Source organism: Virgibacillus sp. FSP13 (assembly GCF_054048505.1).
On the sequence record NZ_JBSVKG010000002.1, the window covers coordinates 345,472 to 357,938 of the forward strand.

At 37.6% G+C, this 12,467-nt stretch carries 21 protein-coding genes and 1 pseudogene; 4 read left to right on the top strand and 18 right to left on the bottom strand.

Annotated elements, in window-relative coordinates:
- Positions 1–181 precede the first annotated feature (181 nt).
- From ACW2QC_RS03685 to ACW2QC_RS03720, 8 genes are all read right to left on the bottom strand, one after another.
- Positions 182–691 (bottom strand): N-acetyltransferase family protein, encoded by a 510-nt coding sequence (locus ACW2QC_RS03685; protein ID WP_457542616.1) that lies wholly within the window; start codon positions 689–691, stop codon positions 182–184.
- Between the two features lie 82 nt (positions 692–773).
- Complete coding sequence (locus ACW2QC_RS03690) at positions 774–1,289, bottom strand: DinB family protein (protein WP_457542650.1); 516 nt, start codon at positions 1,287–1,289, stop codon at positions 774–776.
- Between the two features lie 50 nt (positions 1,290–1,339).
- Positions 1,340–1,648 (bottom strand): cupin, encoded by a 309-nt coding sequence (locus tag ACW2QC_RS03695; protein WP_457542617.1) that lies wholly within the window; start codon positions 1,646–1,648, stop codon positions 1,340–1,342.
- 219 nt (positions 1,649–1,867) lie between these two features.
- Positions 1,868–3,076, bottom strand: a complete 1,209-nt coding sequence (locus ACW2QC_RS03700; RefSeq protein WP_457542618.1) for an MFS transporter — start codon at positions 3,074–3,076, stop codon at positions 1,868–1,870.
- 122 nt (positions 3,077–3,198) lie between these two features.
- Positions 3,199–4,479, bottom strand: coding sequence for a replicative DNA helicase (dnaB, locus tag ACW2QC_RS03705; RefSeq protein WP_457542619.1), 1,281 nt, complete (start codon positions 4,477–4,479; stop codon positions 3,199–3,201).
- Positions 4,469–4,798, bottom strand: coding sequence for a hypothetical protein (locus tag ACW2QC_RS03710; RefSeq protein WP_457542620.1), 330 nt, complete (start codon positions 4,796–4,798; stop codon positions 4,469–4,471). The genes dnaB and ACW2QC_RS03710 overlap by 11 nt, the downstream gene beginning before the upstream one ends.
- A complete protein-coding gene (locus ACW2QC_RS03715) occupies positions 4,795–5,778 on the bottom strand; it encodes a DnaD domain-containing protein (RefSeq protein ID WP_457542621.1) in 984 nt (327 codons plus the stop codon). Before ACW2QC_RS03715 ends, ACW2QC_RS03710 begins: the two co-directional genes overlap by 4 nt.
- Positions 5,779–5,877: 99 nt before the next feature.
- Entirely contained in the window at positions 5,878–6,063 is a 186-nt protein-coding gene (locus ACW2QC_RS03720) for a helix-turn-helix domain-containing protein (RefSeq protein WP_457542622.1), read from the bottom strand.
- Between the two features lie 208 nt (positions 6,064–6,271).
- On the opposite strand from ACW2QC_RS03720, the gene ACW2QC_RS03725 reads away from it, so the two are divergent.
- On the top strand, positions 6,272–6,490 hold the full coding sequence (locus tag ACW2QC_RS03725; protein WP_457542623.1) for a hypothetical protein: 219 nt from the start codon (positions 6,272–6,274) through the stop codon (positions 6,488–6,490).
- A 44-nt stretch (positions 6,491–6,534) separates the two neighbouring features.
- Complete coding sequence (locus tag ACW2QC_RS03730; RefSeq protein ID WP_457542624.1) at positions 6,535–6,912, top strand: hypothetical protein; 378 nt, start codon at positions 6,535–6,537, stop codon at positions 6,910–6,912.
- Between the two features lie 97 nt (positions 6,913–7,009).
- On the opposite strand, the gene ACW2QC_RS03735 is transcribed toward ACW2QC_RS03730, so the two are convergent.
- On the bottom strand, positions 7,010–7,219 hold the full coding sequence (locus ACW2QC_RS03735; RefSeq protein ID WP_457542625.1) for a hypothetical protein: 210 nt from the start codon (positions 7,217–7,219) through the stop codon (positions 7,010–7,012).
- A gap of 157 nt (positions 7,220–7,376) precedes the next feature.
- On the opposite strand from ACW2QC_RS03735, the gene ACW2QC_RS03740 reads away from it, so the two are divergent.
- Entirely contained in the window at positions 7,377–7,538 is a 162-nt protein-coding gene (locus ACW2QC_RS03740; protein WP_457542626.1) for a hypothetical protein, read from the top strand.
- Positions 7,539–7,589: 51 nt separating this feature from the next.
- Here ACW2QC_RS03740 and ACW2QC_RS03745 read toward each other — a convergent pair.
- Positions 7,590–7,790: pseudogene (locus ACW2QC_RS03745) on the bottom strand (DUF6176 family protein); the annotation flags it as partial.
- A 105-nt stretch (positions 7,791–7,895) separates the two neighbouring features.
- Here ACW2QC_RS03745 and ACW2QC_RS03750 point away from each other — a divergent pair.
- Positions 7,896–8,066 carry a hypothetical protein gene (locus ACW2QC_RS03750; protein ID WP_457542627.1) on the top strand — a complete coding sequence of 57 codons (171 nt, stop codon included), beginning with the start codon at positions 7,896–7,898 and terminating at the stop codon, positions 8,064–8,066.
- Between the two features lie 6 nt (positions 8,067–8,072).
- On the opposite strand, the gene ACW2QC_RS03755 is transcribed toward ACW2QC_RS03750, so the two are convergent.
- The 8 genes from ACW2QC_RS03755 to ACW2QC_RS03790 all read right to left on the bottom strand — a co-directional run bounded on the left by ACW2QC_RS03755 (position 8,073) and on the right by ACW2QC_RS03790 (position 12,425).
- The gene (locus tag ACW2QC_RS03755) at positions 8,073–8,465 is read right to left on the bottom strand and encodes a type II toxin-antitoxin system death-on-curing family toxin (RefSeq protein WP_457542628.1); all 393 of its coding nucleotides are present in this window, start codon (positions 8,463–8,465) and stop codon (positions 8,073–8,075) included.
- A gap of 4 nt (positions 8,466–8,469) precedes the next feature.
- Positions 8,470–8,721 carry an AbrB/MazE/SpoVT family DNA-binding domain-containing protein gene (locus ACW2QC_RS03760; protein ID WP_457542629.1) on the bottom strand — a complete coding sequence of 84 codons (252 nt, stop codon included), beginning with the start codon at positions 8,719–8,721 and terminating at the stop codon, positions 8,470–8,472.
- A gap of 202 nt (positions 8,722–8,923) precedes the next feature.
- Positions 8,924–9,340 carry a hypothetical protein gene (locus ACW2QC_RS03765; protein WP_457542630.1) on the bottom strand — a complete coding sequence of 139 codons (417 nt, stop codon included), beginning with the start codon at positions 9,338–9,340 and terminating at the stop codon, positions 8,924–8,926.
- A 183-nt stretch (positions 9,341–9,523) separates the two neighbouring features.
- Entirely contained in the window at positions 9,524–9,769 is a 246-nt protein-coding gene (locus ACW2QC_RS03770) for a hypothetical protein (RefSeq protein ID WP_457542631.1), read from the bottom strand.
- Between the two features lie 103 nt (positions 9,770–9,872).
- Positions 9,873–10,841, bottom strand: coding sequence for a hypothetical protein (locus ACW2QC_RS03775; RefSeq protein ID WP_457542632.1), 969 nt, complete (start codon positions 10,839–10,841; stop codon positions 9,873–9,875).
- Positions 10,842–11,194: 353 nt separating this feature from the next.
- Entirely contained in the window at positions 11,195–11,545 is a 351-nt protein-coding gene (locus ACW2QC_RS03780) for a DUF2200 domain-containing protein (protein ID WP_457542633.1), read from the bottom strand.
- Between the two features lie 130 nt (positions 11,546–11,675).
- The gene (locus ACW2QC_RS03785; RefSeq protein ID WP_457542634.1) at positions 11,676–12,074 is read right to left on the bottom strand and encodes a VOC family protein; all 399 of its coding nucleotides are present in this window, start codon (positions 12,072–12,074) and stop codon (positions 11,676–11,678) included.
- A gap of 165 nt (positions 12,075–12,239) precedes the next feature.
- Positions 12,240–12,425, bottom strand: coding sequence for a glycine zipper family protein (locus ACW2QC_RS03790; RefSeq protein ID WP_457542635.1), 186 nt, complete (start codon positions 12,423–12,425; stop codon positions 12,240–12,242).
- Positions 12,426–12,467 lie beyond the last annotated feature (42 nt).

Here is a 12,467-nt window from a genome sequence, read left to right on the forward strand (position 1 = left end):
TGATATGTCATAATATCTACCCCCTAAACAAAATTCCGCTTGAAATCTGGTTTGAATTTTCTAACAATTAATCTTAGCATAGATTACTTTTAAAACATAGTCAATGAGGTTTTATTACCGGTTTAGTGAAAACAAGCTATAATCATGATTGAAGAAAGGCGACCCTACTTGAATAACGGAATTAAATGATTACGCTTATGTTATCCCAGCCATAAACAATTTCCTTGAGCTTTTTTCCTAAAACTTCTACCTCAATAGTGTCAATCCTTTTTGCCCCTAAAGATTCGTAAAAAAGTCTGGAACTATTTTCTGCTAACACTGAAACCGTCATAGAAAATACACCATGTTGCTTTAGGTCTTCAATGATCGGTTCAAGCAACAATTTACCTAACCCTATTCTTTGGTATTCCTCCAAGATATAAATTGCATATAATTCGCCCTTGTAAGTGGGGTATTTGCCTGTTCTTTCTTTACCACCATTAGAGAAACCAACAATTTCACCTTCATTAGTTTCAACAACGAATACAGATTGTTTCGATATAATATCTTTCCAATTTTGCTCTCGACTTTCATACGTCATTTGATTTAAATACTCATCCGGAATAATTTTCGTATATGTCGTTTTCCAACTATCAACCTGTACTTTCGCAACACTTTTAGCATCATTTGAAATAGCTTTCCTAATATGCATATCTCACCTCAATTCAATTTAAGTGGCTTTAGCTTTACCAGGATACAATTTCCTTTAAAATACAATTAAGCCATACGTCGATTTACCTGTTAGACGGTAGCATCTTTCTTAATAACCTAATTTGCCCTCGATGGTTGATTTCGTCTTCAAAAGTATGAAACCATATAAAATAATGATTCGATAAATTGTTATCCCAACTCGCTTCTTCATACAACCATTCATCATTTCTTTTTTTGAACTCAGCTAAAGTTCTGTTACGAACCTTTTCCAATTTATTCAAATAGAACTCTAAAGGCCTACCTTTAATTTGATTTCTGCCTAAATCGCCAAGTTGATAGGCAGCTCCCCATTCTTCACTCTCTTGTTTATTGGGCATTCTTTTATCGAATAGCTCAACTTGGAATCCAAATTCAACAGCAGCCATATGTAGCAATAACGCACCAATTGAATTACCGTCCTTATTTGGCAAATAATCCAACTGTTCAACAGTTAATCCTTTGACCGCATTTAATGTCGTAAATCTTACATAATTCATCATTGAAACTAGCTGTCCTATTTGTGGGGAATATCCTTGAATATCTTCAACTTTGAACAGCACTTCTGCATCACTCCCATCGATCAATAATGCTTGATTCCCTTCCGCAATTTTCAACGCACATAACAACGCCTTGTATCTGTTTTAGTCTCATCCCACTCATCCTTTTCCCAAAAGACAGCATCCCCAGAATAGACTTTACAATATTCGTCTTTTTCATTACGGACATAACCTTCTCCGTTCAATATTAAAAGGAGTTGGGGTACTGCTGCTTGGTGATAGCCTACATTACCATTTTCATTCAAATACATACAACCAATGTTCGTTGCCTTATTTGTTTGGATAATACTTGACATAATAAAGTCTGAATTAAAGTTTGAAATCCTTTTACCGCTATTCTTGTTAAATTTATAAAACTCCATTATGACCTCCTAGGTATAATGATCCTCTATTGATATTAATAAGTATACCCTGTACCAACAAAAAATGGAGAAGAGAACAATCACTATAATCTTATTATAGTTTATTTTTGCTCTAGAGAGAATATTAAATATTATAAATCTTATTGATACTTCAAAAAGTCCACAAAAAAAGAAATAAACCGCCTAGCGATTTATTTCCCTTAATCGATTTAAAATCCATTACTCCACTTGCTTCTCCTGATTCTTCGGTCGAATAGCGATCAAAGCCAAAATAGAAGCAATCACACACACAGCAGCAGTCGATAAAAAAAGGATTTGATGAGTCGATTTTATAATAACAGCGAACAATGGCGGCCCTAGCGCAACACCGATAAACCGCATACTACTGTAAATCGAGCTGACCGTGCCTCGCTGTTCTTTTTCGATGCCACCTGTAATAAATGTGTCCAGGCATGGAAGACATACACCGATACCAATTCCACCGAGGACTAACCCACCAATTAATAGATAAATTTGCTCTGAAAAGCTGATGGCAAAAACAGAACATGATAGCAATAGACAACTTGAGAATGTGAGCCACTTCATTAATGGTTTGCTTTGTCCGATTTTTTTCCCGGTGAAATAAGACGCCAGGGATAAGGCAAGTAATGGAATTGCCAAGATTAGACCTTTAAGTAAACCGGTCAACTTATATGTTTCCTCAAGCAAGGTTGATAAATGGAACAATACCCCAAACAAGACATACATTAAGATGCATCCAATTGCAAAAATCGCATAAAGCCATCTACCCTTTTCTGCAAAAATTGCCTTGATCGATGCAATAAATTTGCGGAACGGAATTGGTTCTTCCTGTTGCTCTGGTGCTTTTAATAAAAAGAAAACAAGCAGAAGCGAAGCAAAACTAAATACCGGTATCGCCAAGAGTGGAACGTACCAAACAATTAATGCTAATGCCGCACCGATAATCGGACTTAACACTTTTCCAAACGTGTTGGAAGTTTCAATTATCCCCAAACTAGTACTGACTTTCCGATCATCTTTATACATATCTCCAATTAATGGAAGGACAACTGGAAAAGTCCCTGATGCCCCAATCCCTTGAATAAATCTGCCAAGCAAGATTAAGTAATACGAATTATCCAGAAGCATCGCTGACAGACCGCTAACAAGCCCACCAACCGCGGTAATAATCAAACTGGGAATGATAATTTTTTTCCTGCCAAATTTATCCGATAAGTAGCCGGCAATTGGAATGAGGACAATTGCAATTAAGGAATAAACCGTAATAATTAAGCTGGATTGAAACGAACTAATGGCAAGCTTTTTTTCAATTACAGGCAATACCGGGATTAGCATCGAATTCCCCAGCGTCATAACTAACGGAATTGAAGCAATAGAAATTAAATCCCACTTTTTTTTATCTTCCATCTATAACTTCCTCCAAGTCAGACTTTACCTATAGTATTTTCGGGAAGTGTAGAAACATACATGGGAGTAGTATGAAAAACTTAATCAAACGGGCTCATGTAAAGAAGATTTCTGTGACATACTCAATTCATCACCTGACTATTCATATTCTCAAATCGGCCATATTCTTTATTGAAAAAAAGTTCCACTGTCCCTGTTGGACCATTACGCTGTTTGGAGAGAATAACTTCAATCGTATTTTTTCTATCTGAATTTGTATCATAATAATCGTCACGATATAGAAAGGCAATCAAATCTGCGTCTTGCTCAATGTTTCCTGATTCACGAAGGTCAGACATTAATGGCCGTTTGTTTTGCCTTGATTCCACATTCCGCGATAACTGGGAAAGCAGGACAATTGGCATGTTCAATTCCATCGCCAACAGCTTTAACTCTCTCGTGATTTCCCCAATTTCCAAGTCGCGTCGTTCTTTTTTGCCACCAGGAGTGATTAATTGTAGATAGTCGATAATCGTCACATGTTTTTCCTCTGGATGCTCCTGAGCAGTTTTTCTAATCGCAGAACGAATTTCAGTGATCGTGCGTTTTTGGTCAAAAATCGTTAACCCCCAATCGGAAATTTCACCAACTGCTCGCATGGCCCGTTCATAATCCTGCTCGGAAAAAGCCATGCTGCGCCATTTTTGACCATCTAGTGTTCCCCCAGCTGAAATCAATCGTTGTAATAATTGTTTTGTCCCCATTTCCAAACTAAACACGATAGAAGATCCGCCAGTTTGGCAATGATTTGCTGCCAAATTTAACGCAAATGCGGTTTTACCAACAGATGGCCTTGCTGCAACAACGATTAATTCCCCGCGCTGCAATCCGCCAGTCATTTCATCAAATTCGTCAAAAGATGTGATGAAACCAGACTGCTCAGACTGTGGATCACACATTTCTTCGGTGATTTCAATCAAAAAATCATTCGTTGTTTTCTCCTTTTTATCTACGCCTGCATCCCGAAATTCTTGCAATTTGTTGATCAATCCATCCAATTTTTGTCCGGTTGGATTTTCCGCATATGCGAATGCATGTTTACTTGATTCTCTTGCTCGATAGGAATCAAAAACCAGTCGTTCATAATGTTGCAATCCCTCAATACTTGGCACAGATTCCGCCATCTGCAGCAAATAGGTTGTTCCCCCAACTTCGTCAATGTCTTTCTCTAGATACGTTGTCACCGTAACCATGTCGACTAAATCATCTTGCTCAGATGCTTTCTTCATCGCACGATAGATTTTTTTGTGTTTGGCAAAATGGAAATGTTCTTCCTGGACGGTTAACTCCTTAAAAACAGTTCCATCATACAAAACAGCTCCAAGAATCGCCGCCTCAGCCGCCATATTTGTATTAGTCATCATTCGATTTCTCCATGATCAATTTACGTAATTGCTCCTGAAACCGCATTTTTGTCGCTTTTGGCACCTTGGATGCTTCATGCTGCCATTCCCGTATTTTCGGCAATGTATCATTTTTTTCCGGTGGATAGGCAGCAATTTCAGCAACGGTTGGAGGATAATGATAAGTCGCAACATGTTGTGCAAGTCTGTCCTTAACACGTTGGTAATCCATATGTTTAAATTGAGACATGATTATCTGGGCTTTTTTCCTCGGCATCTCACTTTTCGGGTATAGTTGCGTAATCGTTTCTAAGATGTCCATCGCTTCACTGTGGTTCATGCCCATCCCTCCTTCCGTAATTCAGCAAGCACCGCTTTATTGTTTGCTTCGACTTGGTTTTGAAAAGAGGTTGCACCTTTCCATGATGATTTTTCACTTACATATGTTTCTACCTCATCAACCGAATGTAAATTGGCATCTGTCCATTGTTGTAAAATTTTTTCGATGTAGCGAAATGTTCGACCACCGTGCTTTATCGCATGCTTAATTGCAGCGATCATCATGTCGTCACCAAGCTTATCACACCAGTTCATAAAAGCTTTTCTTGACGATGAGTGCAGCGTACCGAAATGATTTTGATACAAGTCAAATGGATTTTCAGCGTGCGGATCTCCTCTTCTTTCTTCTTTTTGTTTCTGTTTAGGTATGGTCCTGGATGGATGTTGTGATTTGTCCTGGGATTGGTACCACGATTGGTCACAAAATTGATCATCCGATTGGTTCTGTAGTTCGTCCTGAGACGCATCGGCGTTTGGTGCAATATGAGCTTGGGACTGGTGTTGGGATTGATCTTGTGATTGGTTACCGGACTGATCCCGTGATTGATTCCTATATTGGGGCTCTGATTCATTCTGCAGTTGGTACCACGATTGGTCCGGTGATTCGTTTTGTGATTCATCCCGGAATTGGTCCTTCAATCGATCCGTTGCTTGGTCCCGGTTTTGGTAAAGTGACGAGTTCATCGCTTGATCATCGCGATGAAGTAACGAAACCATTTTATAAACAGGCGCCTTACCCTTTTTGCCATTTTCACACGTTATAAAATTAGCTTCGATCAATCGCTTTCTCGCTTCATGTAGACGATTTTTACTCAACCCGGATAGTTTTCCCACCACTGAATTAGGTGCATTAAAATGATGCTTCCAGCCAACGGAATTATTAATTGCCATTAATGTGTACCATAAAACAATCGCATGAGCCGGCAGATCATTGATTAATAGCCAATCCTTAAATGCCTTGAGTTCTTTAATATAGTTCATGAAAAATCAATCCTTTCGATAAATAACATGTTGATTCGATGAGCTAACAGACTAGTACCCCCACTGCAATACAAGCGTGGAGGTGGACTGTCTATTATCTCAGTTGTCTATATTTTCCCTTGCCTGATCCTGCATCCATTCGTCAATTGTCTCTTGCGTAAACAAAATACGATTTCGCAATTTTACATGCGGAATTTGCTTAAGCCTTACCATGGTGTAGATCGTATCCGTATGAACCCCTAAATAAAGTGCTACTTCCTTAACCGATAATGTGTGACATTGCACATCCCTCTCCCCCTTTCATCACTGCTTATAGTAAAAAAGAAACCGAATTATGCAGAAGAAAAAATCCATCCGAAATTATCCGATTTATTTCCTCTTTCACCGTTACAATCGTATGTATTAGTGTTTAGGTGGCATGGATTTAAAAATTTCTTAGTAATAAAAACCCCAAACAAGAACAACTGGATCAGTACCGTAAGAAAAACAGCACTTGCTTGAATCACTTAGCTATCAGATTGGAAGAGTAAAAAGGAAATTTGTCCGTCAACAAGCCGTTAATCTGCTTGTGAACGTTGATAAAGAGATGGCATGTACGATTGCCGATAATGTTGGTGTAGACCGCCCAAGCGGGAATAATGTTCCTGTTTCAACAAGCACCCTTCTCTTAGCATATTCAGTTCACCGAGTTACGCATATACACAAAAAGTAGGTGTACTAATTGGCAATGGTTTTAACGGGCAAGAGGTAACAAATGTGCTTAACTACTTGCAGCAATGCGGGGTTTTTATAGATATTGTAAGTGAAACGCTTGGTACGATTACAGGGGCGGATGGTACAACGATTGAAGTCGACCAGACGTTCCTGACAACTAGCCCTTACCTGCTTGACTCGCTTTACGTCGTTGGTGGAAGCTCTAAAAATGAAGCAAAATTTCTTCAGGATGTTATGTATTACACAAAAGTAGCATATAAACATTATAAACCAATTGGTGTTGCTACGACCGGGCAGTCTTTTATTCAGTCATCAGCGGAAAATAATTTAGCCGGTGTTGTTTTTGCCGCAAATAATCCAAACTTCGGAAAGGATTTTGTCTCTGCAGTTGCTAAGCAGCGCTTTTGGAATAGACAATAACTAAAAAAAGCAGAAAATAACGTTTCAACGGTATTTTCTGCTTTCGTATTCAATTGATTGAGTCGTCCCCCTCAATCTGCAAATTTTCCAACCAATATTAATCTCTTTGGTGCTTTCCTTTCCATGATGCGGTTGCACCACGATGGCCTTCTTCCTTTTTGAAACCTTTATCCAATTTTCCAGCGTTTTCAATATCGCCAGAAGCCTTATAACCTGCAATTTCCATATTCGATGTCGTCCCGTAAAGACCCATGCCACCGAGTTCAACATTAATATTTTCTTGGTTGTCATCTTTTTTCTTCGCCATTTCCAAACACCTCCTACTGATAGTAACCGAAGCGATTGAGAATATAATTGGTAAAGAGTGACTACCTTGTTAAAATGGCCACAAAATAAAACCAAGTATAGGAATTTTACAGAGAGAAATAATAACGATATTAACATTAAATGCAGGAGTGAAAATAGTGGACAAAAACAACACAGAAAAAACAGCCAGAGGTTATGACAATATAGATGGCGGACCAGTCGAGAATCGCTTGAACAGTGATAACGCATTTAGTGATAAGGGCTTGGAAAATAGGCGTTTAACACAGGAAGCTGTGAAGAAAACAGATCAGAAAAAATAAATAAACGGGACCTCACTTGAAGAGGTCTCGTTTCATTGGCCGGAGCAAAATTTACTCCATACTGTTTCTTACCTTTTCAGGAATCATAACGACTTCTGTTTTTAAGTCAATTGGCCTATAGGTTTCGTCAATACACTCGTCCCAAAATTCTAAATGCCTCTTATCTATCCAATGCTCTGATTGCTCTACTTCCTGCCCACCGTCACCCTGTATGGAATACCAATATAGAAACTCATCCCCATTTAGATGCTCTATTTCTCCCTTCATAATATATTCAAATATCTATGCAATCGTTGGCTCAGTAGGTAAAAAATGTTAAAATAATAGCAAATTGACATAAGAGGTTGGAGAGATTGTATGATATATGAATTTGTATTAACCTTTGTGCTTGCGTTTATCATTGTTAGCATTATCGGCTTTACTTTCCGGATCTATTCTTCTACTAAAGAAGTAAGTGGGAAAAAGAATTTTCTGATATTATTGGTTGAAAGCCTAGTAATTACTTGCCTATTAACTTGGGTTGTGTAAGAACACTCAAATACCTTTTTTCGTATTTTCTTCTAGCCAATTAGCGATATAAGGCAAAGGAACCCTCCCCCCGGCAACCAGCGTTACGAATTCCTTCACTTCTTGATCATTTTGCTTTAGTTTAAAACCATTTTTCTTTAAAAAAATGTCAAGTACAGCAAATGCCGTTTGCACATTTCCATTATAAAAACAGTAATTTCCCGCCAATGATTCAAATAATGCGCTGGCCTTATCAAATAAAGAGGGATACGCATCCTCACCTAAAACAGATTGCTGTGGACGGTGTACTGCCGTTTCCAACAATCCCTCATCCTTTATTCCAGCTGTTCCCTCCTCCCCATATTTTTTCATGACGATGAAGTGGATTAATGTTACATCTCTTGCACGTAAATAATTCATTTCATCACCTGTCTTTTAACCTTTCAAATACACGGTGATGTTCTTTAAACGTCTCAGAAAGCATTTTCATCATTTCAACATCCACCTGGTCTTCCAAACTTGTCTTTTTGCTTAACATCATACGATTGTCCTGCACTTCAAATTCGATCTCATCGCCACGTTTGATGTTTAAAGCAGCAACAATATCTTTTGGCAAACCAATTCCTAAACTATTTCCCATCTGTGTTACTTTGCGCGTCTTTTTATCCGCCATCATAATCACATCCATTTTTGTTTGAATGATAATACGGTATATATGTTGTTACGTTATTACATCAAAGTTATTTTATTATAATGTACTTACATGTTAACATAATAATATTGAATTGTTAAACAAATTCAAATTCTTAGCATCACTGACCTGCCTTATCCCGATAAATAACCAAATTAAAAAAGCCTGCATGCAATTGTGCAGACCTTCACCTATTCATATTTATATTTTGTTTCTTCAGTCCTCGCGAATAATACAAGCATTCAAATAAGAAAATAATAAAAGCTACTCCTGCTGCAATTGTGAAACTTATTGTCTGGTCAAGACCAATGATTTTCCCTATCGTATAGGCAGCGAGCGTTCGTATAAGTAGTAATGCAATAAAATATAATAGGTTTTTACCCACTACATGTTTCACGATTAATTCTAGGAGGCTATCAATGGAAAATAAATAGACAAGTAAAGAAATAGCGAACATAATAAGCTGATCATTGCCCACATGTAGCGAAAAAATCATATTAACCGCGCTGGTTGAACTAAGCAAAACAAACAATACAAGTCCGATTGCTACTGTTGGGAGTAAAGCAAGTACCATTGCAACAAAAAGAACGAGAAAGAGGTTCATCTTTTCTGCTTCCGGTTCTTTTCTATTTCTATTGTGTATAAATCTGAATAATAATAAAAAGGAAATTATAAATATGGATAATAGTGATATAATCATCAGTTTCATATAAAGGTCATTCACACCCCTTACCTATTTTTTGATCTTTGTGAAAATGAAACCAACTCCACCGGTCATTTTCTCCTATCATGTTAAAAACGTTTTTCTTAATTCTGCTACTTCATCAAGTTCTAATTTCGTTATTTTGGCAATGTGTTCATTGGTAAAGCCCTCTTTGATTAATTCTAAGACAACTTGGCTTAATGCATTTTTTCTTCCCTGTTCCATTCCTTTTTCCATACCTTTTTCAATTCCTACTTCCTCTCCTTCCTGCCTCATCTCCTCAAATATCTCCGCTAAAGTTTGAGATGTATCTGTTTTTTCTGCACGCATTTTCTGTGCAACCTCACTTTCTTTCTAAATATGAATGATCCATCTATCCTACCGTAATAATATGAAAACGAAACTAACCCAACGGTCAGTTTCGTTTCTCCTATCATGCTGAAAAAGTTTTCCTTAGTTCTGCTACTTCATCAAGCTCTAATTTCGTTATCCTAGCAATGTGTTCATTGGTAAAGCCCTCTTTGATTAATTCAAAAACCACCTTGCTCAATGCATCTTTTTTGCCATCTTCCCTCATCTCCTCAAATATCTCCGCTAAAGTTTGAGATGTATCTGTTTTTTCTGCACGCATTTTCTGTGCAACCTCCTTTCCTAAATATGGAATGATATCTTTCTTCAATTGCTGACTGTATTCTTTTGGAACTTGGAGCAAATAATCAATGAAGTAAAATAATGCTGATAGGTATGTGCGAGATTTTTCTTGTTGTGAAGTGAATTTCTGTAATGTTTGAATCATCAATTTTCGTTTAAAAATATAACGTTTAGATGCATTCGTTTTTGTTTTAGTGGCATAAATTCCTGCGATGACAGCGGCTGCAAATGGGTTGGTTGATTGCTCGAGCTTTTCGATATTATTTTCCTTAAAATGATAGATATTATATGTGTAATCAACTTTGGTGCCATAAAAATTATAGTGAAATCCATTCGTCTGATTTTTCGCATACTGATCAGTTATAAGTGCAATTGCATAGACTTCCCGGTCAAAACGATCATAGATCCGGTAAAAATATCGAAACATCCGCTTGCCAAAATCCTCTTCCTCTTTACCTTGGACTTCCACATGTACTAATATCCATTTTTCCTCCCCGCTATTCAAATACACTTTCACTATTTGATCGGCAATCATTCGGCCTTTCTTTTCCTGAATAATTTCTTTGTACAGTTCCTGCTTAAGGAAATCAGGTGTTTTGGAAAAGTCGATTTGTTCATACAGATCTGGTCCAAAAAACAACATAAATTCCTCAAATAATTCTTCAATCAACTTCTTCCAGAGAGCATCATAATCCGGCGTTTTCACCTGATAATTGGCCGGTTTCTCCAGAACAGCTACCTGTGCTACCATTTTACCACATCCTTTATAGTTGTTGAATTGTCTTCATTATATACGAACACATGTTTTATGTCTAGTACAGGTCCCTGTCTATCTAAAAAATAATGTAAAAAAGAAAAACAACCCAGCGGCTGTTTTTCAGAACGCATTATGACAAACATAGTTGAAGACCATAAGCCAGTAATCTATTTACACTGTGATTCGCGGCCTTAAAAATGTTCCACTTCTGTCATGTTTTTCACCATCGATTGCCACAAGATTTACAATTTGTTGCCACCGCATTTACCAATAAGGTAACGTGAAGGAAATGCGGATTTGCAATGTTAAGGATTTTAGAAGATAAAAGGGGCTAATTCATCAGTTTATTACTTCCGCAAAATCTTCTCCATCGCTTTTCCCTTTGCTAACTCGTCGATCAGCTTATCCAAATAGCGAATTTCCTGCATCGTTGGTTCTTCAATGTCTTCCACTCGGACACCGCAGACCACACCTTTGATCAAAGCACGCGCGCGATTCAATTGGGGAGCTTCCGCAAAGAAAGTTTCAAAGTCTGTCTGTTTTTCCAGTTGCGCTTCTAACTCTTCCTGGCTATACCCTGTCAACCAACGGATGATTTCATCGACTTCTGTTTTCGTACGTCCTTTTTTCTCCGCCTTCGTAACATAATGGGGATAAACACTTGCGACACTCATTGTATAGATTTTATGTTTGGCCATGATACATCCTTCCTTTCTGTATGTTTAGTTATGAAGTTTTTTGAGGTTTCCACACGATTACCCGATTACCCAATTCGCGCCCGATAGCAGAACTTTTATAATTATGCTGAATCAATCAATAGAACCAAATTTATTTTGGAAGATTCAGTTGCCACGAGACACCGAACCGATCATTTATCCAACCAAATTTCTTACTAAAACCGTAATCATCTAACGGCATAAGTGCTTGTCCATCCGTAACAAGCTTCTCATAAAGATTATTGATCTCATCTTCGGAATCACAAGTGATATAGATGGAAAACGAAGGTGTAAAGGAAAACGCATGCTTTATATTACTGTCAATGCACATAAATTCTCGTCCCTTTATGGAAAAGATCGCATGCATTACTGTTCCTTCATCTCCAGCTTCATTTGCTCCGTAGCGAGAGATACTCGTAATTTCTGAATCCTCGATGAGTGATGTGTAATAATTCATCGCCTCTTCTGCCTTGCCACCTTGAAACATTAAAAACGGTGTAACCTTTTCCATTATAAATCAATCCTTTCTCACGTTTTCTTAAGTTTATTACATATGACCGCTAAGATTTTCTTTTCGATTGTCCTCTTCTTATTCAATTAATGGCCCTTTAAAGCAGAAGTGGGCGCAATTATTATTCCATTCTTGCGCCCGTTAGTTGTACTGATACGTGCTTTCTTATTCTTTTTTACTTTTACTTGAGTTAAATACCGTACCAAATGTTACCCCGAAAATTAAGCCTATACCAGCTCCAATTGCTAGTTCATCAAAAATTATTAACCCAAGTAACGCTCCTAACGGTAATCCTATGCCAATTCCAATCGCTAAATAATTATCCTCTTTTGATTTTTCATTTTCGCTCATCTTTTACTCCTTACTTTAATAATGTTAATTGACTTTTATTCT